The 22,373-nt window shown below is 69.3% G+C and carries 20 protein-coding genes; 10 read left to right on the forward strand and 10 right to left on the reverse strand.

The features are described from left to right. Nucleotides 1–53: 53 nt before the first annotated feature. Complete coding sequence (locus ACMGDM_RS18285; protein WP_436805563.1) at nucleotides 54–1,514, forward strand: alginate export family protein; 1,461 nt, start codon at nucleotides 54–56, stop codon at nucleotides 1,512–1,514. 208 nt (nucleotides 1,515–1,722) lie between these two features. Beyond that, nucleotides 1,723–3,030: an MFS transporter gene (locus ACMGDM_RS18290; protein ID WP_436805564.1), complete on the forward strand. Its 1,308-nt coding sequence runs from the start codon at nucleotides 1,723–1,725 to the stop codon at nucleotides 3,028–3,030. Between the two features lie 172 nt (nucleotides 3,031–3,202). On the opposite strand, the gene ACMGDM_RS18295 is transcribed toward ACMGDM_RS18290, so the two are convergent. Continuing rightward, on the reverse strand, nucleotides 3,203–4,204 hold the full coding sequence (locus ACMGDM_RS18295; RefSeq protein WP_436805565.1) for an NAD(P)H-quinone oxidoreductase: 1,002 nt from the start codon (nucleotides 4,202–4,204) through the stop codon (nucleotides 3,203–3,205). Nucleotides 4,205–4,334: 130 nt separating this feature from the next. On the opposite strand from ACMGDM_RS18295, the gene ACMGDM_RS18300 reads away from it, so the two are divergent. The 5 genes from ACMGDM_RS18300 to ACMGDM_RS18320 all read left to right on the forward strand — a co-directional run bounded on the left by ACMGDM_RS18300 (nucleotide 4,335) and on the right by ACMGDM_RS18320 (nucleotide 11,066). Further along, the gene (locus ACMGDM_RS18300; RefSeq protein WP_183944976.1) at nucleotides 4,335–4,532 is read left to right on the forward strand and encodes a DUF1192 family protein; all 198 of its coding nucleotides are present in this window, start codon (nucleotides 4,335–4,337) and stop codon (nucleotides 4,530–4,532) included. Between the two features lie 129 nt (nucleotides 4,533–4,661). After that, nucleotides 4,662–6,989 (forward strand): ATP-dependent Clp protease ATP-binding subunit ClpA, encoded by a 2,328-nt coding sequence (clpA, locus tag ACMGDM_RS18305; protein ID WP_436805566.1) that lies wholly within the window; start codon nucleotides 4,662–4,664, stop codon nucleotides 6,987–6,989. 326 nt (nucleotides 6,990–7,315) lie between these two features. Further along, a complete protein-coding gene (locus tag ACMGDM_RS18310) occupies nucleotides 7,316–8,986 on the forward strand; it encodes a GGDEF domain-containing protein (RefSeq protein WP_436805567.1) in 1,671 nt (556 codons plus the stop codon). Nucleotides 8,987–9,098: 112 nt separating this feature from the next. Then, nucleotides 9,099–9,314 carry a hypothetical protein gene (locus ACMGDM_RS18315; protein ID WP_436805568.1) on the forward strand — a complete coding sequence of 72 codons (216 nt, stop codon included), beginning with the start codon at nucleotides 9,099–9,101 and terminating at the stop codon, nucleotides 9,312–9,314. 39 nt (nucleotides 9,315–9,353) lie between these two features. Beyond that, nucleotides 9,354–11,066 (forward strand): AMP-binding protein, encoded by a 1,713-nt coding sequence (locus tag ACMGDM_RS18320; RefSeq protein ID WP_436805569.1) that lies wholly within the window; start codon nucleotides 9,354–9,356, stop codon nucleotides 11,064–11,066. Nucleotides 11,067–11,205: 139 nt separating this feature from the next. Here the strand turns inward: ACMGDM_RS18320 and ACMGDM_RS18325 are convergent, their stop codons facing one another. The 6 genes from ACMGDM_RS18325 to rpsD all read right to left on the reverse strand — a co-directional run bounded on the left by ACMGDM_RS18325 (nucleotide 11,206) and on the right by rpsD (nucleotide 17,477). Then, on the reverse strand, nucleotides 11,206–11,754 hold the full coding sequence (locus tag ACMGDM_RS18325; protein ID WP_436805570.1) for a PilZ domain-containing protein: 549 nt from the start codon (nucleotides 11,752–11,754) through the stop codon (nucleotides 11,206–11,208). An 80-nt stretch (nucleotides 11,755–11,834) separates the two neighbouring features. After that, on the reverse strand, nucleotides 11,835–12,101 hold the full coding sequence (locus ACMGDM_RS18330) for a DUF2312 domain-containing protein (protein WP_132909494.1): 267 nt from the start codon (nucleotides 12,099–12,101) through the stop codon (nucleotides 11,835–11,837). Nucleotides 12,102–12,427: 326 nt separating this feature from the next. After that, nucleotides 12,428–13,750: a metal-dependent hydrolase family protein gene (locus tag ACMGDM_RS18335; protein ID WP_436805571.1), complete on the reverse strand. Its 1,323-nt coding sequence runs from the start codon at nucleotides 13,748–13,750 to the stop codon at nucleotides 12,428–12,430. A gap of 312 nt (nucleotides 13,751–14,062) precedes the next feature. After that, the gene (locus tag ACMGDM_RS18340) at nucleotides 14,063–15,028 is read right to left on the reverse strand and encodes an agmatine deiminase family protein (protein WP_436805572.1); all 966 of its coding nucleotides are present in this window, start codon (nucleotides 15,026–15,028) and stop codon (nucleotides 14,063–14,065) included. 15 nt (nucleotides 15,029–15,043) lie between these two features. Further along, the gene (locus ACMGDM_RS18345; protein ID WP_436805573.1) at nucleotides 15,044–16,696 is read right to left on the reverse strand and encodes a M28 family peptidase; all 1,653 of its coding nucleotides are present in this window, start codon (nucleotides 16,694–16,696) and stop codon (nucleotides 15,044–15,046) included. A gap of 166 nt (nucleotides 16,697–16,862) precedes the next feature. Continuing rightward, nucleotides 16,863–17,477 carry a 30S ribosomal protein S4 gene (gene rpsD, locus ACMGDM_RS18350; RefSeq protein ID WP_436805574.1) on the reverse strand — a complete coding sequence of 205 codons (615 nt, stop codon included), beginning with the start codon at nucleotides 17,475–17,477 and terminating at the stop codon, nucleotides 16,863–16,865. Between the two features lie 243 nt (nucleotides 17,478–17,720). On the opposite strand from rpsD, the gene ACMGDM_RS18355 reads away from it, so the two are divergent. Then, nucleotides 17,721–18,023 carry a chorismate mutase gene (locus tag ACMGDM_RS18355; protein WP_436805575.1) on the forward strand — a complete coding sequence of 101 codons (303 nt, stop codon included), beginning with the start codon at nucleotides 17,721–17,723 and terminating at the stop codon, nucleotides 18,021–18,023. Between the two features lie 4 nt (nucleotides 18,024–18,027). On the opposite strand, the gene ACMGDM_RS18360 is transcribed toward ACMGDM_RS18355, so the two are convergent. Beyond that, the gene (locus tag ACMGDM_RS18360) at nucleotides 18,028–18,768 is read right to left on the reverse strand and encodes a murein L,D-transpeptidase catalytic domain family protein (protein WP_436805576.1); all 741 of its coding nucleotides are present in this window, start codon (nucleotides 18,766–18,768) and stop codon (nucleotides 18,028–18,030) included. Nucleotides 18,769–19,030: 262 nt separating this feature from the next. On the opposite strand from ACMGDM_RS18360, the gene ACMGDM_RS18365 reads away from it, so the two are divergent. Beyond that, complete coding sequence (locus tag ACMGDM_RS18365) at nucleotides 19,031–19,564, forward strand: L,D-transpeptidase family protein (RefSeq protein ID WP_436805577.1); 534 nt, start codon at nucleotides 19,031–19,033, stop codon at nucleotides 19,562–19,564. A gap of 16 nt (nucleotides 19,565–19,580) precedes the next feature. On the opposite strand, the gene ACMGDM_RS18370 is transcribed toward ACMGDM_RS18365, so the two are convergent. Both ACMGDM_RS18370 and ACMGDM_RS18375 read right to left on the reverse strand, forming a co-directional pair. Continuing rightward, nucleotides 19,581–20,327, reverse strand: coding sequence for an energy transducer TonB (locus ACMGDM_RS18370; RefSeq protein WP_436805578.1), 747 nt, complete (start codon nucleotides 20,325–20,327; stop codon nucleotides 19,581–19,583). Between the two features lie 40 nt (nucleotides 20,328–20,367). Continuing rightward, nucleotides 20,368–21,234, reverse strand: coding sequence for a MipA/OmpV family protein (locus tag ACMGDM_RS18375; RefSeq protein ID WP_436805579.1), 867 nt, complete (start codon nucleotides 21,232–21,234; stop codon nucleotides 20,368–20,370). Nucleotides 21,235–21,363: 129 nt separating this feature from the next. Here ACMGDM_RS18375 and ACMGDM_RS18380 point away from each other — a divergent pair, with 129 nt between their 5' ends. Then, nucleotides 21,364–22,365 carry a glycoside hydrolase family 3 N-terminal domain-containing protein gene (locus tag ACMGDM_RS18380; RefSeq protein ID WP_436805580.1) on the forward strand — a complete coding sequence of 334 codons (1,002 nt, stop codon included), beginning with the start codon at nucleotides 21,364–21,366 and terminating at the stop codon, nucleotides 22,363–22,365. The last annotated feature ends 8 nt before the right edge of the window (nucleotides 22,366–22,373 follow it).

The raw sequence follows: 22,373 nt of genomic DNA on the forward strand, positions 1-22,373 counted from the left end.
GCCACGTCGGACGAGCCGCAGCCCCTGGAGAGGTCATGTTACGCACTTCATTGATGTCCGGCATCTGTCTTGCCCCCGCGCTGCTCGCGGCGACGCCGGCGATGGCGCAGGCACGCGGCGCCAACGCCGCACCCGCGGCGCCGATCGCGAGCGAATATCCCGCCGCCGGGATGGGCGAGGGCACCGCCCAGGGTAAGTATAACGTGTCGCGCTGGGTCGAGGACTGGCGCGGGATGGCGGACCCGGCGCGGCGCGACGATGCGCTGGACCGGCTCAAGTTCCTGCCACTGACCGGGGACGGGTCGGTCTATCTCACGCTGTCGGGCGAGCTGCGCTATCGCGTCCAGGCCACCACCAACCCCGATCTGCGCGATCGTGCGGCCTCGCGGCAGGAGCGGCTGCGCGTGCTCGCGGGCGCCGATCTCCACCTCGGCGAGCATGTCCGCGTGTTCGGCGAGCTGGCCAAGGCGCGCGTCGACGGCGAGAACATCGGCACGCCAGCGGGCAATCTGCGCAACGCGCTGACGCTCTCACAGGGGTTCGGCGAAGTCTATGGCACGATCGCGGGCGCCAACGTGGGGGTGCGCGCGGGACGGCAGGAGTTCTCGGACGGTCCCAACCTGCTCACGTCGGTGCGCGACGATCCGACGCTCCATTTCGTGCTCGACGGCGTGCGCGGCTACGCCCGCGGCAAGCGCGTGCGCGCCGACCTGTTCGACCTGCGCTACGTCGCTTATGGTCAGCAGGGATTGAGCGACGATCGCACCGACGCGGGACGACGCTTCACCGGCGTCACGCTCGGCTACGCCGTCCCCAACACCTTTCTCGGCGGCTCCAAGCTGTTCTTCGATCCTTTCGTGTGGCGGCTGCGCAACCGTGCGGCGAGCTGGAACGGCACCGTCGCGCGCGAGGAGCGGATGTTCTACGGGCTCCATCTGTACGGCGACGCCGGGCCGGTGACGCTCGACTGGACGCTCGACCATCAGGGCGGCACCTTCGACGGTCGGCCGATCAGCGCGTGGCAGGCGTTCGTCGCGCAGACGTATCGCCTCGGCACCGCCGCCACCGCGCCGCGGGTCGGCGTCCACATGGATTATGCCAGCGGCGGCGGTGCCTATGGCGAGGGCACGCTGCGCACCGCCAGCGGCCTGTACGGCAACAACATCTATTACAGCTACCAGCTGTTCCTAACTCCGACCAACCTGCTGTCGGTCTCGCCCAACGTGACCGTCACCCCGTTCAAGCCGCTGCGCGTGACGGGCGAATATACGATGGCGTGGCGCGCCACCGAGCGCGATGCGGTGTACCGCGCCTCCGGCGCCGCCTTCGCGGGCACGGAGGCGGTGGCGGGTCGGCGGATCGCCGATCTGATCCGGCTCCAGGCGATCTGGTCGGTGACGCCGCGCGTGAGCCTGACCGGACGCTACGAGCATCTGATCGCCAAGGACGCGCTGACGCGCGCGGGGTATCACAATTCCGACTTTCTCGCGGCGTGGCTGAGCCTGCGGTTTTGATGAATGGCAACCTGACCGATCCTCCCCGTTGGCGGGAAGGGGGACCGCTCGCCGAAGGCGGGTGGAGGGGGGGGCTTCACGCCGCGCAGCATCTGCGGAGGCTCCCCGCCACCAGCCTTTTTGGCTGGTCCCCCTCCCCGTGCCGGGGAGGATTGATGTCTTACCCGCCGATAGCGCATTGACACCCCATCCGTTGAGGAGAGACGCCATGGCCACCGCGCCGACCGCCGCCCCTGAGGGCCAGCCCGTCGCCGGTCGACTGAAGTCGATCATCGGCGGCTCGACCGGCAACCTCGTCGAATGGTTCGACTGGTACGTCTATTCCGCCTTCACGCTCTATTTCGTCGGCCACTTCTTCCCCAAGGACGATCCGACCGCGCAGCTGCTGAGCGCGGCGGCGGTGTTCGCGGTAGGCTTCGTGATGCGGCCGATCGGCGCGTGGATCATGGGCATCTACGCCGACCGCCGCGGGCGCAAGGCAGGGCTGACGCTGTCGGTGACGCTGATGTGCACCGGATCGCTGATCATCGCCTGCTCCCCCGGCATCGAGACGATCGGCTATGGCGCGCCCGCGCTGCTGGTGCTCGCGCGACTGATGCAAGGATTGTCGGTCGGCGGCGAATATGGCGCCAGCGCGACCTATCTGTCCGAAATGGCGGGCAAGGAGCGGCGCGGCTTCTTCTCGTCGTTCCAGTATGTCACGCTGATCTCGGGGCAGCTGCTCGCGATCCTGTTGCTGGTCGTGCTGCAATCGCTGATGAGCGAAGCGGCCTTGACCAGCTGGGGCTGGCGGATCCCCTTCGCGATCGGTGCGGTGCTGGCGCTGGTGGTGTTCTGGCTGCGCCGCGGACTGGCGGAGACGCAGAGCTTCGAGAAGGCCAAGGCGAGCGACGCGCCCAAATCGGGCTTCGGCACGCTGCTGCGCCGCCACCCGCGCGAGACCGCGCTGGTGATGCTGCTCACCGCGGGAGGCACGCTCGCCTTTTACGCTTACTCGATCTACATGCAGAAGTTCCTGGTCAACACCTCGGGCTTCTCCAAGCAGGTCGCGACGCAGATCAACGCGGTGACGTTGTTCGCGTTCATGCTGCTCCAGCCGCTCGCCGGCGGGCTGTCCGACCGCATCGGGCGCAAGCCGCTGATGGTCGCGTTCGGCGTGGCCGGGGTGCTGTTCACCTACCCGATCTTCTCCGCGCTGGAGCAGACGCGCGACGTCACCGTCGCGGGGCTGCTGGTGATGGCGGCGCTGGTGATCGTGACGGGCTATACCTCGATCAACGCGGTGGTGAAGGCGGAGCTGTTCCCCGCGCACATCCGCGCGCTGGGCGTGGCGCTGCCCTATGCGCTGGCGAACACGATCTTCGGCGGGACGGCGGAATATGTCGCGCTGAGCTTCAAGCAGCACGGCTGGGAGCAGGGCTTCTACTGGTACGTCACGGTGATGATCGGCGTGTCGCTGCTGGTGTACCTGCGCATGCGCGACACGGGAAAGACCAGCCTGATCGCGGAGGATTGAGGGATCTGGGCGCGGGAGTCCGCTCCTCCTCACCGACGTCATCCTGAGCTTGTCTCAGGATCCACCGGGCCGCAGGCGCATCGGCCGCTGAGTATGCGGCGACGTGGATCCTGAAACGAGTTCAGGATGACGCCGGGCGGGGGCGGCGAGGTCGCGCTCCCCTCGCACCCGCTCACTCCATCGTCAGCACGATCTTGCCGATATGGTCGCCGCTTTCCATCCGCCGGTGCGCCTCGGCCGCCTGCGCCAGCGGGAACGTACGGTCCAGCACCGGCTTTAGCTTGCCCGCCACAGCGAAGGGCCACACCGTGCGCGCGATCTCGTCGGTGACCAGCGCCTTGAAGCCGGCGTCGCGCGCGCGCAGCGTCGAGCCGGTGAGCGTCAGCCGCCGTCGCATGATCTCGAACAGCGGTACCGTCGCGCTCGCGCCGCGCTGCACCGCGATCGAGACGTGGCGGCCGTCCTCGGCGAGGCATTGGAGGTTGCGCGGGACATAGTCGCCGCCGACCATGTCGAGCACCGCCGCGCAGCCGCGCCCCTCGGTGATGTTGCGGACGCGCTCGACGAAGTCCTCGGTGCGGTAGTTGATCGCATGGTCGGCGCCGAGCCGCGTCGCCGCCGCAGCCTTCTCGTCCGAGCCGACGGTGACGATGATCTCCAGTCCGAACAGGTTGGCCAGCGTGATCGCCATCGTGCCGATGCCGCTGGTGCCGCCGTGCACCAGCACGGTGTCGCCCTCCATTGCGAAGGCGCGCTCGAACAAATTGGTCCACACCGTGTAGAGCGTCTCGGGCAGCGCCGCCGCCTCGACGAGCGTGAGCGCCTCGGGCACGGGCAGCACCTGACCCGCGGGCACCAGCGCAAATTCGGCATAGCCGCCGCCGGCGACCAGCGCGCAGACCGGCTGTCCCAGCAGCGCGGGCTCGGCCCCGTCGCCGAGCGCCACCACCTCGCCCGCCAGTTCCAGCCCGAGCACGCTGGGCGCGCCAGGGGGCGGCGGATACTTGCCCTGGCGCTGCATCACATCGGGGCGGTTGACCCCCGCCGCGGCGACTCGCACCAGCAGTTCGCCCGCGCCCGGTCGCGGCACCGCGCGCTCAACGGGCACCAGTATTTCCGGGCCGCCGGACTCCGCGGGATCGATCGCCAGCATCACCTCGGGCAGGTCGGTCATCGCTCGGGCAACCCTTTCATTCTGGCGTCTTCCCGCCTTATGGCCGGCGCGGCGAGGGCGTCAACGCGCGCGCCGCCGCGCGGGTTCGCCACGGCTTGACTCGGCGTCGCGGCGAGAGGACGATCAGGCCATGGACCTAGACGACATCCTCGGCCCGCAGCGCGACGATCCGCTCGCCGCGCTGCTGCGCGAGGACCTCGACCGGCTCTCCGTCGCCGAGCTGGAGGCGCGCGCCGCCGCGCTGGAGGGCGAGATCGCACGGATCCGGCGCAAAATAGATGGGGCCGTTAACCATCGTGCAAGCGCGGACGCGCTATTCAAACGATGAACGCTGGCGCACTGGGCTGGCGAACGATCGCTCCCGGTGCGGAGGCCAGCGCTTGATGCGGGGCCACTCAATCACGACATTCGTGACGATGGGCCGCGTGTCCTCACGCGGCCTGCTAGGAGTAATCTGATGCCCTCATTCGCCAGCGCTCTCGAGACCACGCTGCACAAGGCGCTCGAGGCCGCTTCCTCGCGCCGCCACGAATATGCCACGCTGGAGCATTTGCTTCTGGCGCTGATCGACGACGAGCACGCCAGCCAGGTGATGTCCGCGTGCGGCGTCGACCTCGGCGAACTCAAGACCACGGTCGCGCATTATCTCGACACCGAGCTTGGCGCGCTGCGCGTCGACGCCGCGACCGATCCGTCGCCCACCTCGGGTTTCCAGCGGGTCGTCCAGCGCGCCATCCTGCACGTCCAGTCGTCCGGCCGCGACGAGGTGACCGGCGCCAACGTGCTGGTCGCGCTCTTCTCCGAGCGCGAGAGCTATGCGGTCTATTTCCTGCAGCAGCAGGACATGAGCCGGCTCGACGCGGTCAGCTACATCAGCCATGGCGTCGGCAAGGGCGCCGCCACCCCCGAGGCGACCAGCGTGAAGGGCGCGGCCGAGGAGGAGAAGAAGGAGAAGGCGGACACGTCGGGCAAGAAGGGCGAGAGCGCGCTCAAGCAATTCACCGTCGACCTCAACGAAAAGGCGAAGACCGGCAAGGTCGATCCGCTGATCGGCCGCATGGCGGAGGTGGACCGCACCGTGCAGATCCTGTGCCGGCGCTCGAAGAACAACCCGCTCTATGTCGGCGATCCCGGCGTGGGCAAGACCGCGATCGCGGAAGGGCTGGCGCGCAAGATCGTCGAGGGCGACGTGCCCGAGGTGCTAAAGCCCGCGGTGATCTACTCGCTCGACATGGGCGCGTTGCTCGCGGGCACGCGCTATCGCGGCGACTTCGAAGAGCGGCTCAAGGCGGTCGTCAACGAGCTCGAGAAGCTGCCGCACGCGGTGCTCTTCATCGACGAGATCCATACCGTGATCGGCGCGGGCGCGACCAGCGGCGGCGCGATGGACGCGTCCAACCTGCTCAAGCCGGCGCTGTCGGGCGGCACGATCCGCTGCATCGGCTCGACCACCTACAAGGAGTTCCGCAACCACTTCGAGAAGGACCGCGCGCTGCTGCGTCGCTTCCAGAAGATCGACGTCAACGAGCCCTCGATCGAGGACACGATCAAGATCCTCGCAGGTCTGCGCTCGGCGTTCGAGGACCATCACTCGGTCAAGTACACGCCCGACGCGATCAAGTCGGCAGTGGAGCTCAGCGCGCGCTACATCAACGATCGCAAGCTGCCCGACAAGGCGATCGACGTGATCGACGAGGTCGGCGCGATGCAGATGCTGGTGCCGCCGTCGAAGCGCAAGAAGACGATCACCGCCAAGGAGATCGAGGCCGTGATCGCGACGATGGCGCGGATCCCGCCGAAGAGCGTGTCGACCGACGACAAGAAGCAGCTCGAGACGCTCGAGACCGATCTCAAGCGCGTGGTGTTCGGCCAGAACGCCGCGATCGAGAAACTGTCGTCGGCGATCAAGCTGGCGCGCGCGGGGTTGCGCGAGCCGGAGAAGCCGATCGGCAATTATCTCTTCACCGGCCCGACCGGCGTCGGCAAGACCGAGGTGGCCAAGCAGCTCTCGACCATCCTGGGCATCCCGCTCCAGCGCTTCGACATGAGCGAATATATGGAGCGCCACTCGGTCAGCCGGCTGATCGGTGCGCCCCCGGGCTATGTCGGCTTCGACCAGGGCGGGCTGCTGACCGACGCGGTCGACCAGAACCCGCATTGCGTGCTGCTGCTCGATGAGATCGAGAAGGCGCATCCCGACCTGTTCAACATCCTGTTGCAGGTGATGGACAACGGGCGGCTCACCGACCAGCACGGCAAGACCGTCGACTTCCGCAACGTCATCCTGATCATGACCACCAACGCGGGCGCGGCGGACATGGCGCGCGAGACGGTCGGCTTCGGCAACCTCACCCGCGAGGGCGAGGACGAGCAGGCGGTGCAGAAGATGTTCACGCCCGAGTTCCGCAACCGGCTCGATGCGATCGTGCCCTTCGGCTATCTTCCGCCCGAGGTGGTGGCGCGCGTGGTGGACAAGTTCATCCTCCAGCTGGAGCTCCAGCTGGCCGACCGCGACGTCCACATCAAGCTCGACGACGAGGCCAAGAAGTGGCTCACCGACAAGGGCTATGACAAGCTGTACGGGGCGCGTCCGATGGGCCGTCTGATCCAGGAGAAGATCAAGCAGCCGCTCGCCGAGGAGCTGCTGTTCGGCAAGCTGGTGCACGGCGGCGAGGTGACGGTGAAACTGAAGGAGGGCGCGCTATCCTTCGCGATCGAGCCCGCCGCGCCGAAGAAGCCGGGCAAGAAGAAGGGCGGCAAGGCCGCACCGGTCGAAGCAAACTGAGGGGAGGGGCGGGGGGCAAGTGCTCCCCGCCGACTCGCAGGCGGACGCCTCTTCTCCGAGGTCATGTCGTTCCTCGGCGGACGCCGGGGGCCAGATGGATGACGGTCGTGAATCTCACTACCGCTTCCCAGCTGGCCCCGCCTCCGCCGGGGAATTTGCGTTATCTCAGGCAAGCTTTGTGGGGCGGCATGAGGCTTGAAGGAATGAGCGAAGCGAGCGCGCCTTCGCAGACGTGGCAGTGATGCGCTCTCGCGATCCCCGCGCTACGTAACATATGATCATGCCGTTAACCTTCCCTTCGGGTTAAGGTTGTTAGGTCGATCGTTATGGACGGGGGGAAGGTCATTCGCTGGATCGCGTGCGCGCTGGCGACGCTCGCCGCACTGGTCGCGCTGACGCCGCCCGCCGCCGCGTTGGCGGGAACCCCGCTCGCCACCTGCTTCCGCCGTGCGCTGCCCGACGAGCGCGCCGACGCCGTGCTCGCCGACCCGCGCGGCTTCGACTGCACCAGTAACCAGCGCGGCGCAGGCGCGGGTGATTACTGGGTGCTCGCCCCGCGCCTGCCCGCGATGGCGGCCGACTCGCTGATCCGCTCCGCGAGCGTGTGGCAGGACGCCGCGACGCTCCACGTTCGCTACGCCGATGGCGCGATCCGCTCGACCGGCTTCACCAGCGCCACCGCCTGGCAGCGACTTAAGCTCGGCGCGGTGTTCGAGCTGGCGTTGCCCGCGCACGCGGCGCCGCCCGCCGCGCTGCTGTGGCACGTCCGCGGCGCGCCGGTGACCCGCGGAATCGTCATCGATCCCCGTGTCGCCACGCCGGCGCAGTCGACGCGGATAGAGGTGGCGATGGCAGCCTTCTATGCCGCGTTCGCGGGGCTGTGCGTCGCGCTGCTGATGTCCAATCTCGCGCTCGGCGCCGCGCTGCGCCAGCGCTTCCACCCGCCGTATTGCGCCATGGTGCTGTGCCTGCTGGTATATGGCGTCAGCTCCTCGGGGCTGCTCGGCCAGCTGACCGGCATGGACAATAATCTGCGCTTGCGCCTCAATACCGCGCTGCTGTCGCTCGCGCTCAGCTGCGCGATCACGTTCGCGCGCCGCTTCTTCGACCCGCGCGTGTTCGCCGGCTGGGTCGGGCGCGCCGCCACCCTGTCGGTTGGCGCGGTGCTGGTGAGCGCGACACTCTATTGCACGCTGATGCCTTGGGCGGCGCGCCGGCTCGACGCCGCGCTGACCATCAGCTTCGCCGCTGTGGCGGCGCTGGCGCTGCCGTTGCTGTGGCGCGGCTGGCGCGCCGACACGCCGCACGCGCGCGTGTTCATGCTGGCCTGGGGCACGCCGTTCGTCTTTGCGGGGCTGCGCATCGCGCAGGCGGCGGGTCTGGTGCCCTGGACCTTCTTCATCGACAATTCCACGCTGCTCGCGATGGCGCTGGAGGCGTCGTGCAGCGCGCTGGTGATCGCGTGGCGGATCAAGCTGGTGGTGGAGGAGCGCGACGCCGCGCGCGAGCAGGAGGTGCTGGCGCGGCTGCTCGCCGACAGCGACCCGCTGACCGGGCTGATGAACCGGCGCAGCTTCCTGCGCGAAGCGATCGGCCGTAGCGAACCACAGCTGCTGGTGTTGATCGACATCGATCACTTCAAGCAGATCAACGATACGCTTGGTCATGATGGTGGCGACGATGTGCTGCGCACCTTCGCGCGTGCGCTCCTCGCCGTCGCGCCGGCCGATGCGCTGGTGGCGCGCATCGGCGGCGAGGAGTTCGCGGTGCTCGCGCGCGCCGCGTCGGACGACCTGCCCGATCAGATCCTTGCCGCGGTGCGCGCGGCGCGGATGCCGTTCGACCTCGCCGTGACCGCGTCGCTCGGCAGCGAGCGCGGCACGATCGCGACCGAGGCGGAGTGGAAGCGGCTGTATCGTCGCGCCGACGATGCGCTCTACGCCGCCAAGACCGCCGGCCGCGACCGCGCGCGCTGGGCCGCCGCCGCGGCGGCGTGACGGGATCACGCCGTCAGCGAAGCGTGAGGGGAACTCACGGCACTTCCTTACACCCCCGCTATCGTGCCGTCAGCCGAATGGTTACAGTCGCGCCACAGCACGGAGTGTCACCATGTCAATGCCGCCCGACCTTGGCCGCCGTCGCGTTGTGATCGGCGCTCTCGCGCTCCTGCTGCTGGCGATGGCCCAGCGCGAGACTCCGCTGATCGGCAGCGTGACCATCAGCACCGATGGCGCGCACGCGCCCGTCGTCAGCGCCGTCGCCGCGCCCATGTTGCGCTCGGTCGCAGCGGTCGCGATGCGGCTGGGTGAACTTCTGGTACGCTGACGCTTGTCGCTGACGACGTGGTTGCTTACAGCCATGTCAATGACGGACGAGCACGCCTGGCGCGACGCCTATCGCCACCCGGTGCCCTGGGACACCGGCTTCGCCCCGGGGTCGATGATCGACCTGTTCGAGGATTCGGTACGGCAGCACGGCGCTCGCCGTGCGATCGACTTCCTCGGACGCCACTATACTTACGACGAGCTTGCCGACGGCGCGCGCCGTGTCGCGACCGGACTGGCCTCGCTCGGCTATGGCAAAGGCGACCGGATCGGGCTGTTCCTGCCCAACACGCCGCATTACCTCGCCGCCTACCATGGCGCGCTGCGGCTCGGCGCCACCGTCGTCAATTTCTCGCCGCTCTACACCGTCGACGAGCTGTGCCACCAGGTCGAGGACTCGGGCACGCGGCTGCTGTTCACGCTGTCTGCCACCGCACTGCTGCCCAACGCGCTCGCGGTGCTCGAGAAGAGCGGGCTCGAGCGACTGGTGGTCGGATCGGTCGCGGGCGTCCTGCCGCCCGCCAAATCGGTCGCATACCGTCTCCTCAAGCGTCGCGAGGTGGCGCCGCGTCCCGCCGACCCGCGCGTGCTCGCCTTCTCGCAGCTGATCGCCAATGACGGCGCGCTGCCCCCTGCGGCGATCGCGCCCGAGCACGACGTCGCGCTGATCCAATATACCGGCGGCACCACCGGCGTGCCCAAGGGCGCGATGCTGACCCACGCCAATGTCGCCGCCAATGCGCGCCAGGTCGCCTGTCTCGACCCGCACCCGGAGCAGACCGACCGCATTCTCGGCGTGCTGCCGCTGTTCCACGTCTTCGCCAACACCTGCGTGATGAACCGCACGATCGTGACTGGCGGTGAAATGGTGCTGCTGCCGCGTTTCGATGCGGCGCAGGCGCTGGCCGCGATCGCGCGGACGCGTCCCACCTCGCTGCCGGGCGTGCCGACCATGTATCAGGCGCTGCTGGACCATCCGGCGCTTGCCCGGACCGACATGTCCAGCCTGCGCATCTGCATCTCGGGCGGCGCCCCGCTCAACGCCGAGCTCAAGGCGCGCTGGGAGGCGGCGACCGGGTCGACGCTGGTGGAGGGCTATGGCCTGTCGGAGAGCACCGGCGTGCTCACCACCAACCCGTACGATCCGCCGCAGAAGCCCGGCACGATCGGTCAGCCCTTGCCCGCCACACGCATCCGGCTGGTCGACAAGGAGGATCCGACGCGGGATGCGCCTGTGGGCGAGCCTGGCGAGATCGTCGCGCTCGGGCCGCAGGTGATGGCTGGTTATTGGAACCGTCCGGACGCGGACAGCACCACGTTCGCGATCGACCGGCAGGGGCGGCGCTGGCTGCGTACCGGCGACGTCGGCACGATCGACGCGGACGGGTTCATCGCCATCGTCGACCGGCTCAAGGACATGATCGCGGTCGGTGGGTTCAAGGTGTTTCCGAGCCAGATCGAGGCGATCCTGTACCACCATCCGGCAGTGCGCGAGGCGCTGGTGATTGGCCGTGCGGATACCTATCGCGGCGAGGTACCCTATGCCTATGTCACGCTGAACGAGGCGGAGGCGGCGATCGACGGCGCGGCGTTGCGCGATTGGCTCAACCCGCAGCTTGGCAAGCATGAGCGCGTCGAACAGGTGATCGTCCGGGCGACGCTGCCCAAGACCATGATCGGCAAGCTTAGCCGCAAGGACCTGCTCGCCGAGATCCACGCCGAAATGGTGGCACCACCGATCACGCCGGCGTGAGGGCGGCTGTCCTCACGCGCAAAGGGCGATCCGGGACGACGGTGTTCCTGCGCTGGCAGGGCCCCGGCGTTTCAGTCGGCACCGTACGTGCCTCCGGGTTCCTGCGTGCGCAGAAGCACGCCCGTGACGGGTGTGACCCTTACTTCCCCTCGAGCGCGGCGCCGATCGCTTCCGCGGGGCGCGACAGCACGCCATAAACGCCCTGCGCCGCGATCACCGCGAGCGTGACCCCGACCAGCGCCATGACAATGAACTGGAACGCCGAGGCGAAGGCGCGGGAGCGCTCGACCTTGCGCGCCATCTGTGCCTCGTGAGCGAGACGGCGCTCGGCGCGACGCTCGCCCGCCTCAGGCTCGCTCTTCTGCTGCGGACGGCTGGCGAGCCGCGGCTCGTCCACCAGCGCCTTCACCGAGAGCCGGTCCTGCGACTTGACGCCGAAGAAGCGGCCCTTGCACCATTGCACGCGACCGACGATCACGATCGTGCCGCGTCGGATCTCGACATAGCTGCCCGACGCCGGCGGCTCGTCGCAGCCGGCCATCAGTCCGCGTGACGAGACGTTGTGGATGACGACGTCGACCCACTTCGTCCCAAGCCGCATCCGCGACGGGATCAGGACCTTGACCCGCTCCTCGCGCGGTCGGAACCCAGATTGTAGCGCCGCGAGCACCGTCGTCGCATTCCCCATCGCTGAACCAGGCGGCGGCTATGCCACTGACCGCGCGAAGAAGCCGTTAACACGACCACGATGCTGACCCATCGCGGCGATCAGAGCATCCCGAGCGCTTGCATATAGACTTCGAGGATCGACTGCTCCTCCTGATATTCCTCGCGCTTCTGCTTGCGGATCTTCATGATCTGGCGGATCGCCTTGGCGTCATAACCGCGGCTCTTCGCCTCGGCGAAGACGTCCTTGATGTCATCGGCGATGCCCTTCTTCTCTTCCTCGAGCCGCTCGGCCCGCTCGATCAGCAGCCGCAGCTCGTCCGCCGCGACTGCGCCGCCGCCCATGCCCTCGCCCCGCTCTTCCGCCATGTCGCTGTATTCCTCGAAAAGATGACGCCGCCCGCGGCGCAGGCGAATCGCACTGCGGCGGACGGCGAGGTTCGACCCTGATCGGGTGAGGGGGCGCGTCTATCCGCGCGCGCGCGTCGGCTCAAGTGTGGCGGTGAGGACGCAGGTGGTGAGGGCATCCGCCTCGCCAGCCGCCGGCACCCTCCCTTCCGTTCGGCTCGAGTAGCGATCGATCCGGTCGAGAGCGCGTATCGAGAGCGCGCCGCTCGCAGCACCTTCTCGATACGCCGTCTCGACGAGCTGAACGGCTACTCGAAGCGAGCGGAGAGGAGAGCGCACCGCTCCGCTCATCCGCCCTTCGCCACCAGGCCGTGATGCATCACGAAGTCGACCGCCTCGAGCCGACGCACGTCGTCGAGCGGCGAGCCGGTGACCGCGATCAGGTCGGCGCGCTTGCCCGGCGCGATCACGCCCAGGTCGTCGCGCCCGAGCAGGTCTGCCGCCGCGACGGTGGCGCTGCGGATCGCCTGTGCCGGCGCCATGCCGAGATCGACCAGATGCGCGAACTCGGTCGCGTTGTCGCCATGGCGCGAAACGCCGCTGTCGGTGCCGAACGCGTATTTGACGCCGGCGGCCCACGCCTTCTTGTGGTTGGCGTGAAGCGCCGCCGCGGCCGCCTCGGCCTTGGGGATGGTGGCGGGCGGCAGCGCACCGGCGCGGGCCTGCGCGAGCGCGGCGAGCGGCGCGATCTCCGTCGGCACGAGATAGGCGCCCTTGGTCTTGAACAACCGGATCGTCTCGTCGTCGAGGTAGCTGGCATGCTCGACCGAATCGACCCCCGCCTCCAGCGCCGCCTTGGTGCCCTCGGCAGCATGGCTGTGCGCGGTGGCCTTGCGCCCCAGAGCATGTGCGGTCTCGACGATCGCGCGCATCTCCTCCGGCGTCATTGCGCGGCCCAGCCCGCCCGCGACGTTCGAGAGCACCCCGCCGGTCGCGGCGAACTTGATCACCTGCGCGCCCAGTCCGACCTGCGCGCGCACCGCGCGGCGGCAGTCGTCAGGTCCGTCACAAACGTTAATCTGATGGGCGTGGACGGCGTCGGCCCATTCCTCGGCGAGTCCGTTGCCGCTGTCGCCGTGACCGCCCGTAACCGAGATCATCGAACCGGCGTTGACGATCGTCGGTCCCGCGACGTCGCCGCGCTCCACCGCGTCACGCAGCGCGCGGATTCCGCGCGGGTCGCCGCCGAGATCGCGTACCGTGGTGAAGCCGGCGTGCAGCGTGCGGCGCGCGTTGACCACGGCGGTCATCAGATCGTCGGCCGAGTCGGTGCTGAGTCGGGTGAGCCGCTCTCGCAGCGGGTCGCCGCCGATGCCCCAGAGATGGACGTGCATGTCGATCAGACCGGGCAGGACGAAGCGCTGCGACAGATCGATCAGCCGGGCGCCCGCCGGCGGCGGGACGAGCCCGTCGCGCACCTCGGCGATCACGCCGTCGCGGACGATCACGGTGCTCGGCCCGCGCGAACGCTCGCCGGGGCGATCGAGCAACTGACCGGCATGGACGTAGATCAGCGCGGGCGCGGTGGCGGGTGCGGCCGACGGCGGCTGTTGCGCCCCGGCCCCGGCGGCGAGCGCGAGTGCGAGCGTGACGGCGAGTGTTCTCAGCATGTTGCCCCCTGTTGTTGTGGGGGGAGGCTAGGCCGCGGCGCGGCGTTCGTCACGCGGTCTCTGGTAAGCCGTCGCGTTCCTCAAGCCGCCGCCGTCATCCCGCACTTGTTTCGGGATTCAGCCCGCCGCACATGCGCAGCCCGCAGCTCGAACGGAACCGTGGTTCCCGGAACAAGTCCGGGATCACGGCTGAGGAAGAGGGAGGCGGAGACCGCCATCGCAGGCCGGGTGGGAGGCGGCGCCAAAGGCAGCGCGGTGGTTCACCTCCTTACACCCCGACGCCAGCGCGGTGGCTCTCTCGCTACTGCCGCCTCAAACCGGGATTTGCTGCGAGATACAGTGGAAGCTGCCCCCGCCGGTCAGGATCGCGTCGGCGCGCAGCCCCACCACGTCGCGGTCGGGGAACAGCGCGCCTATGGCGGCGACGCCCGCCTCGTCCTGCGGCGTGCCGTAGATCGGCACCACCACGGTGGCATTGCCGATATAGAAGTTCATATAGCTCGCCGGGACGACCTCCTCGTCGCGGAGGACCCGCCCGGGCGACGGAACCTCGACCACCTCGACACCGGCAGCGCGCGCGCGCGCCGCGGCATCCTGGTAGACGCGCCAGTTGGGATCATTCTCCGCGCCGACGGGCAGCGCCAGCCGGTTGGGGCCGACGAACCGCGCAAGATTGTCGACGTGGCCGTCGGTGTGGTCGTTGAGCAAACCGTCGCCGAGCCACAGCACGCGGGTATAGCCCAGATCGCGCGCCAGCCGCCGCTCGATCGCGTCCTGCGTCAGCGCCGCGTTGCGATTGGGGTTGAGCAGGCATTGCTCGGTGGTGACGACCAGCCCGGTGCCGTCACCGTCGATCGCGCCGCCCTCGAGCACCCAGTCGCCCGGCAGCACCACCATGCCCTGCCGCCGACCCAGCCGCGCGCCGATGTCGTCGTCGCCGGGGAGGTCGTATTTGCCGCCCCAGCCGTTGAACTCGAAGTCGCGCGCGCGGCCGTCGCCATCGACGATCGGAGCGGTGTCGCGCAGCCAGATGTCGCCGAACGGCTCGACGATCACCTCGGCGAAGGGCGCGAGCACGCGCGCCGCCGTGGCCGCCTCGGCATCGGCGGCGACGAGCAGCACGCGCTCGCCACGACCATCGGCATGCACCGCGCGCGCGAAGGTGACGACCTCGTCGCGCGCCTGGTCCAGATCATCCTGCCAGAGCTCGGGATGGCTCGGAAAGCCGATCCACACCGCCTGGTGCGGCGCCCATTCGGGCAGCGGGGTACGGGGCACGATCGTCACTCCTGCTTAGCGGACGGTGGCACGGCTGCGATCGCGCAGCGCCCGGAACTCGTCGCCCGCGACCCAATTGGGCCAGGTGTCGCCCTCCGCCAGCGCCCGTCCGATCGAATAATAGAGCTGCACGTCGCGCACGGTTCCAGACCAGTCCCACTTGGAATCATATTCGTCCTTGGGGCCGTGATAGCGGTGCTCTTCATAGTCCTTGGCCGCCGCGGCGCCCGCGGCCTTGCCGCCCGCGACCAGGTCGTCGCCCGCGTCGAAATAGATCATCGGCACGCCGCGCTTGGCGAAGCTGAAATGGTCGGAACGATAATAGAAGCCCTTCTCCGGCGTGGGCTCGTCCGAGGCGTAGCGGCCCTGCGCCTTGAGCGCCGCGGCGAGATAGGCGTCGAGCTCGGACTTGCCCTTGCCGACCACCACGACGTTCTTCGCCGGTCCGGCGAGCGACAGCGCGTCCATGTTGACGCCACCGACCGTGCGCGCGAGCGGGTAGATCGGGTTGGCGGCATAGTATTCGGAGCCGAGCAGCCCCGATTCCTCGCCGGTCACCGCAAGGAACAGCTGGCTGCGCGCGGCGGCACCGGCCTTGGCGTTGGCTTCCGCCAGCGCGACCAGCGCGGCGGTGCCGCTCGCGTTGTCGATCGCGCCGTTGCAGATGTCGTCGCCGTCGGGTGCCGCCTCGCAACGGCCGAGGTGATCCCAGTGCGCGCTGTAGAGAACGTAATCGTCCGGGTGCGACTTGCCCGGCAGCACGCCGACGACGTTGCGCGACATGTGCTTGCGCACCGTCTCGTCGAACGCGACCGAGGCAGTGGCGCCCTTGAGCGGCACCGCGCGAAAGCTCTTGCGCGCCGCCGCCACGGCGAGCGCGTCGAAGTCGAGCTTCTCGCGCGCGAACAGCGCCTTGGCCTGGTCATATTGGATCCAGCCGATTACGGCGCTCTGGTCGGCATGGAAATTGGCGGCATCCGCGACCTGCTGCGCGCCGGTCCAGCTCGACTGCACGACGTTCCAGCCATAGGCCGCCGGCTCGGTCTGATGGACGATGAGCGCCGCCGCGGCACCCTGGCGCGCGGCTTCCTCGAACTTGTAGGTCCAGCGGCCGTAATAGGTCATGGCGCGGCCATTGAACGTGCCGCCGACCTCGGGCGAGCGCCAGTCGGGATCGTTGATGAGGATCACCACGGTCTTGCCGCGGACATCGACCCCGGCATAATCGTTCCAGCCCTTCTCGGGCGCGTTGATGCCGTAACCCACGAAGACCACGGGGCTGTCCTTCACCTCCGCGCGCGGTGCGATGCGGTGACTGCCGACCACCATCTGCGTGCCATAAGCGAGGCTGAGCGGCGCGCCGGCGCCCTTGAACACCAGCGGCGAGACGTTGCGCGCGGTCAGCTCGACCAGCGGCACGTCCTGGAACCAGCTGCCCTTGTTGCCGGGCTTCAGTCCCGCCGCGGCGAACCGCTTCGCCAGGTAGGCGACGGTCTTCTCCTCACCGGCGCTGCCCGGCGCGCGACCCTCATAGGCGTCGGACGACAGTTCCTTCGTGACGTCCTTAAGCGTCTGTTCGGCGATCGGCGCGACCGGGGCGGTCTGCGCGGTGGCGACGGTGCCGGCGGCGAGCGCGAGCAGGGAGGGCAGGGCAGTACGCAGGCGCATGAAGGACTCCGCGGGAGGATGCGGCGCCTTCTGCCAAGCCGGGTCGGTGCTGTCCACGTGGCGCTTGCCTCGGTCGCCGCGACAGTGCCGCAACGAAGAAAGGGCGGCGCCACCCGGCACCGCCCTTTCTCGTCTCGAACCGGCCCGCCGTGGCGGGCGCGATGGATCAGCGCGAGTAGAACTCGACGACCAGGTTCGGCTCCATCTTCACCGGATAGGGCACCTCGTCCAGCGTCGGCACGCGGATGAACGACACCTTGGCGGCGCCGTCCGTCGCGACATACTCGGGCACTTCGCGCTCGGCGAGCTGCTGCGCCTCGAGCACCAGCGCCATCTCCTGCGCCTTGGTGCCGAGCGTGATCTCGTCGCCGACATTGCAGCGGCGCGACGCGATGTTGCACTTCACGCCGTTGACGCGGACGTGGCCGTGGCTGACCAGCTGGCGCGCCGCCCAGATCGTCGGCGCGAACTTGGCGCGGTACACGATCGCGTCGAGGCGACGCTCGAGCAGGCCGATGAGGTTCTGCGAGGTGTCGCCCTTCATGCGCGACGCCTCCTCATAGGCGTGGCGGAACTGCTTCTCGGTGACGTCGCCGTAATAGCCCTTGAGCTTCTGCTTGGCGCGCAGCTGGATGCCGAAGTCCGACATCTTGCCCTTGCGGCGCTGGCCGTGCTGGCCCGGGCCGTACTCGCGCTTGTTGACCGGGCTCTTGGGCCGGCCCCAGATGTTCTCGCCGAGACGACGGTCGAGCTTGTACTTGGCGCTGCTGCGCTTCGACATCAGATATTCCTAGCAATAACGAACAACGTTGGTCCCGGTCATCGCGCTGCGTGATCCATGTAGGTGGATGCGCGCAGGCCCGCCGCTTCACCGGGGTGCGGGGGCGATTGCGAAGCGGCGCGGGTAGCGGGGCAGGGCCGGCGAGTCAAGATCGGGGACAGCGACGCTGCCGCCCGTGGCCTGACCTGCCGGGGCGCCAACCGATGCTGGACAGCCGGCGCGCGCGCGGGCAGGCAGCGCGGCATGAGCGAGACCCTTCCCGGCCCCGATTGTCGTACCATGGCGGAGGTGCGCGCCGGCGTCGACGCGCTCGACCGCGAGCTGGTGGCGCTGCTGCGCCGGCGCTTCGACTATATGGACGCCGCCGCGCGCATCAAGCCGGAGCGCGGACACGTCCGCGACGAGGCGCGCAAGGCGCAGGTGATCGCACAGGCGCGCGCCGCGGCGGAGGCGCATGGGCTTCCGGGTGACGCGATCACGGCGTTGTGGGATCAACTGGTCGAGGCGTCGATTGCGTACGAACTCGCGGCCTTCGACCGGCGCTGACCCGTTACACCTTGGCGGCGTAGATCATCCGGCCCGGCCCGAGCCGCTCGAACACCTCGCTCAGCTCGCTCTCGCCCACGGCGAAACAGCCCTGGCTGCGCCCGAGCATGCCGCGCTGGCGGATCATCTCCGGATTCGCGTACCAGGCGGCATGGACCACGATCGCGCGCGACAAGGCGTTGTCGTTGGTGCGATCGAGCCCGATCAGGCGCTGCGACCGACCGTGCTTGCCGACGTAATAATCCGACGCCAGGAAGGCGCCCTCGCACGAGGCGTTGGAGCCGTCGGTGTTCGAGAAATGCTGGAGATAGCCGGTGTGCGACGGGTCGGAGCCGCTGCCGTGTGCGACCAGCTTCGAAACGGTGCGCCCGCTCTCGAGGTTGATGAGGTGGAAGCGCGGCTCGCTCGAGCCCGCGCTGAAGTCCGCCACCGCGATCCGGTCGCGCTGCGCGATGCGATCGCCATGCCGCTCAAGCGCGGCCATCGCGCGCTGCAGCAAGCGCGGATTGACGCCCGGCGCCGAGATCGAGTGCGGCCGTGCCGGCTCGGCCATCACCGGGCGTGGCGCCGGCGCGTGCGGCGTGGTGAAGAAGTCGTGCGGCAACAAGCTTTCGGGCGACCCTTGGCGCGCGCGATCGCGCATGCCGGCGGACACCGCCCCCGGGATCATCAGAGCACCAGCGAACAGTCCGCCGGTCTTCAGCAAAGCACGGCGCGACGGCGTCGTATCCTGCGCGTTCATCATCACTTGCGTTAATCCCCGCTCCATTGCCGGGGATGTAGCACGAGGCTGGTTAATGATCGTCAACGTTTGCGGTGTGTCGTGCGTCGGTTCCGATCACTTGCCGCGAATGCGCAACGCTTCGTCGCTGGCACCAAAAAGCTAATGGCGCGTTTGTTGCATTCTCCGGTCCGCAGGGCGTGTCGGACCCGAGCAGGACGAAGACGGAGGCATTATGCGGCGATTCGCGGCAGCTGGAATCGTGCGACACATCGCTGTGGCAGGCGTGGCGCTGGAGCTTGCGACCGGCGCATCGCTCCCGGCACGCGCGGAGACGATGGACGATCTGGCGATCACCGAAGCGGCCGCGGTGATGCCGCCGGGGCGCTTCCTGTGGGCGGACGATCCCGCGCGCGAGGGGCCCGTCAGCGTCCTGATCTCGCTGCCGGATCAACGTGCCTATGTGTTCCGTGGCGAGAAGATGATCGCAGCCTCGGCAGTGTCCACCGGGTCCGATGACAAGCCGACCCCGCTGGGCCGCTTCACGATCCTGCAGAAGAAGGCGATGCACCGGTCCAACCTCTACGACGACGCGCCGATGCCTTATATGCAGCGGCTGACCTGGGACGGTGTGGCGATGCACGCGGGGCGCAACCCCGGCTTTCCGGCGTCGCACGGTTGCGTGCGGCTGCCCACGGCCTTCGCCAAGAAATTGTTCGAGGCGACCGCGCTGGGCGCGACGGTGGAAGTGACAGACGAGGCCTATGTCGCGGGCGCGATGATGGAGCCGGGCGGCGGACACGAGCTGGCGCGGCGGTAGGACGACCCGCCGGCAATCACCGCGCGGGTTCCGCCTCGATCACCCACTCGTGATTCTCCAGGATCCACGCCGGCACCGCCCGCCCCTGCGCATCACGCGAGGGATCGTAGCGGAAGCGGCGCTGGATCAGCCGGCATGTCGTCGTGTCGAGGTCGCCATTGCCGCTCGAACGGAGCACCTCGCAATCGCGCACGCGGCCGTCGGTCCAGACCAGGAACTTGACCGTGACCGTTCCCTGGAACCCCGCCTCGCCGACGTCGCGCGGGTAATCGGCGTCGGTCAGCCGACCACGCCGCCACACCGGCGCGCGATCGCGGCCACCGCCGCCGCCATCGCCGTCACCCCAGCCGCCGCTGCCGGTGCCGTCGCCGAGGCCGCCTGCGCCCGTGCCTGACCCGACCCGCTCGGTCGCGCCCTGGGTCGGTTCGTTGCCCCCGAACGGCCGGAGCGCGACGACGATCGGCGGCGGTGGGACCGGCACCGTCACGATCGGGCGCGGCGCGGCGATCTGAGTGGCCTGGCTGCGGATGTTGGCGGGGGCGGCGCGCCCCGAACGACGCGGGCTCGCGGCGCGACGCGGCGCCACCTTCGTCTCGGGCCGCGGCGGCGGCGGCGCGAGGCGGAACAGCGCGAGCCCCTCGTCGACCCGCGCCTGGATCGCCGGTCCCGCGAGCCCGATCAGCAGCGCCCAGCCGAGCATCGCGGTGACGCCGGCGGCGGCGAGCGCCGCACCGAGCCGTTGCTGTCGTGTCGCCGCATACATGCCGACAATATGGACGGCCGCGATGAATTGCGCGTGAGCGCTAGCGGCGGATCGAGAAGGTGTAGGTCAGCGCCAGCCCGGCGGAGAGCTGGTTCTGCGAGTTGACGCGGCGGATCACCGGCGAGCGGGCGGCATCGTCGATCAGCCGCGCGTACACCGCTTGTGCCTGCACGCCCCAGCGCGGCGTCAGCGCATAGAAGGCGCGACCGGTCGCACCCAGCGACTGCACCCCGCCGTCTGGCGCATAGGTCGCCAGCCCGGTGCGCGCCGCCGCCTCGGGCGAGACGCCGAACCAGGCACGTTGATAGCGCGTGTCGGTGACCACCACGCGCGGTCCCAGCGCGAACAGCCAGGCGTCACGATCGCGCCGGACATAATCGACGCCGAACTGGCCGATCCACCCTTCGTGTCCGCCGAGCCCTTTGCGGACCTCGCCGTGCCAGCGCAGCCGGTCGTCCGTCCATGTCTGCGCATAGCCGCCGAGCTCGACCGTCCGGCTCACCGCGGGCAGGCCCGGCACGATATCGTCGGTGCGGCGACGGCCCTGGAGCTCGACCGTGGGACCGAACTCGGTGCGGCCGCGACGGATCAGCGCCACCGTCGTCCCATCGTCGGGCGCGCCGAAGCCGAACGGCGTGTCGCCGCGGGCGCGCGCCACGCTGATCATCGGGGTGAGGCGCAGCGCGTCGTTGCCGGGAAAGCCGGGCACCAGTTGCGGCCCCAGCCCGACGCGGACGCGCAAGGGCTCGCGCCGCTTCTGCTGGCCGGGCTCGGTCGGGATCAGCGGCTGATCGGCGAGCACGTCGGGCGCGGCGGCGGACGGCGCGGGCGGTCCGGCGCGCTCCTGCGCGGTGGCGGGCACGGCGGCGACCACCAGAGCCAATGCGCCGACGATGCGATATGACATGCGGTCTCCCTCAGCGCCGCGGCGTGGCCGGCTTCAACGCGTCACCCGCAAGGGCGGGTCCGGCGGCGCCGCGCCCGCCCATCATAGAGGATTTCCCAGCGCGCGCGACGCACTCTACAAGCTCGCCGCATGAAGCCCGTCATCTTCGGCCTGTCCGGCCCCGCGCTCACGCCCGCCGAGCGCGCTTTCTTCCGCGCGGCGCGACCCGCCGGCTACATTCTGTTCAAGCGCAACATCGAGACGCGCGCGCAAGTGCGTGCGCTGACCGATTCGCTCCGCGAGCTGGAAGGGCGCGACGACGTGGCGATCCTGGTCGATCAGGAGGGCGGGCGGGTCGCCCGGCTGGGGCCACCCGAATGGCCCGCCTTTCCTGCCGGGCCCGCGTTCGATCGCCTGTATGACATCGCTCCCGTCTCAGCGATCGAGGCGGCGCGCGCGAACGCGCAGGCACTCGGGCTGATGCTTGCCGAGGTCGGGATCACGGTCGACTGCCACCCGATCGTCGACATCGCCCGCCGCGACACCACCGAGGCGATCACGTCGCGCGCGTTCGGGAGCGAGCCGATGCGCGTCGCCGCGCTGGGCCGCGCCACGCTCGAGGGGCTGGCGGCCGGCGGCGTCGTTGGCGTGGTCAAGCATATGCCGGGGCACGGGCGCGCGCGGCTCGACACGCACTACCATCTGCCCACCGTCACCGCCTCTGCCGCCGAGCTGGAGGAGGATCTGGCACCGTTCCGCGCGCTCGCGCACGCGCCGATGGGGATGACCAGCCATATCGTGTTCGAAGCGTGGGATCGCGAGCGCCCGGCAACCCTGTCAGCGGTGGTGATCGAAGACGTGATCCGCGGGCTGATCGGCTTCGACGGTCTGCTGATGACGGACGACATCGACATGAAGGCGCTGTCGGGCTCGGCCGGGGACAAGGCCGCGGGTGCGATCGCGGCGGGCTGCGACCTGGTGCTCGACTGCTGGGCGCGGATGCCCGAGATGGAGGAGATCGCCGCGCGGCTCGACGAAATCACGCCGACATCGCTGGCGCGGCTGGAGCGCGCGATGGCCACGCTGAGGCCGCCCTCGGGCGACATGGCGGCGCTGCTCGACACGAGGGACCGGTTGCTCGCGCTGGCGTAGACCTTGGG

Source organism: Sphingomonas larreae (assembly GCF_051400595.1).
In the GTDB taxonomy this organism is placed as follows: Bacteria; Pseudomonadota; Alphaproteobacteria; order Sphingomonadales; family Sphingomonadaceae; genus Sphingomonas.

Bases quoted from the DNA above. Each gene is read 5' to 3' on its own strand.
- ACMGDM_RS18285 (WP_436805563.1), top strand. From the start codon at position 54: ATGTCCGGCATCTGTCTTGCCCCCGCGCTGCTCGCGGCGACGCCGGCG.
- ACMGDM_RS18290 (WP_436805564.1), top strand. From the start codon at position 1,723: ATGGCCACCGCGCCGACCGCCGCCCCTGAGGGCCAGCCCGTCGCCGGT.
- ACMGDM_RS18295 (WP_436805565.1), bottom strand. From the start codon at position 4,204: ATGACCGACCTGCCCGAGGTGATGCTGGCGATCGATCCCGCGGAGTCC.
- ACMGDM_RS18300 (WP_183944976.1), top strand. From the start codon at position 4,335: ATGGACCTAGACGACATCCTCGGCCCGCAGCGCGACGATCCGCTCGCC.
- clpA (WP_436805566.1), top strand. From the start codon at position 4,662: ATGCCCTCATTCGCCAGCGCTCTCGAGACCACGCTGCACAAGGCGCTC.
- ACMGDM_RS18310 (WP_436805567.1), top strand. From the start codon at position 7,316: ATGGACGGGGGGAAGGTCATTCGCTGGATCGCGTGCGCGCTGGCGACG.
- ACMGDM_RS18315 (WP_436805568.1), top strand. From the start codon at position 9,099: ATGTCAATGCCGCCCGACCTTGGCCGCCGTCGCGTTGTGATCGGCGCT.
- ACMGDM_RS18320 (WP_436805569.1), top strand. From the start codon at position 9,354: ATGACGGACGAGCACGCCTGGCGCGACGCCTATCGCCACCCGGTGCCC.
- ACMGDM_RS18325 (WP_436805570.1), bottom strand. From the start codon at position 11,754: ATGGGGAATGCGACGACGGTGCTCGCGGCGCTACAATCTGGGTTCCGA.
- ACMGDM_RS18330 (WP_132909494.1), bottom strand. From the start codon at position 12,101: ATGGCGGAAGAGCGGGGCGAGGGCATGGGCGGCGGCGCAGTCGCGGCG.
- ACMGDM_RS18335 (WP_436805571.1), bottom strand. From the start codon at position 13,750: ATGCTGAGAACACTCGCCGTCACGCTCGCACTCGCGCTCGCCGCCGGG.
- ACMGDM_RS18345 (WP_436805573.1), bottom strand. From the start codon at position 16,696: ATGCGCCTGCGTACTGCCCTGCCCTCCCTGCTCGCGCTCGCCGCCGGC.
- rpsD (WP_436805574.1), bottom strand. From the start codon at position 17,477: ATGTCGAAGCGCAGCAGCGCCAAGTACAAGCTCGACCGTCGTCTCGGC.
- ACMGDM_RS18355 (WP_436805575.1), top strand. From the start codon at position 17,721: ATGAGCGAGACCCTTCCCGGCCCCGATTGTCGTACCATGGCGGAGGTG.
- ACMGDM_RS18360 (WP_436805576.1), bottom strand. From the start codon at position 18,768: ATGATGAACGCGCAGGATACGACGCCGTCGCGCCGTGCTTTGCTGAAG.
- ACMGDM_RS18370 (WP_436805578.1), bottom strand. From the start codon at position 20,327: ATGTATGCGGCGACACGACAGCAACGGCTCGGTGCGGCGCTCGCCGCC.
- ACMGDM_RS18375 (WP_436805579.1), bottom strand. From the start codon at position 21,234: ATGTCATATCGCATCGTCGGCGCATTGGCTCTGGTGGTCGCCGCCGTG.
- ACMGDM_RS18380 (WP_436805580.1), top strand. From the start codon at position 21,364: ATGAAGCCCGTCATCTTCGGCCTGTCCGGCCCCGCGCTCACGCCCGCC.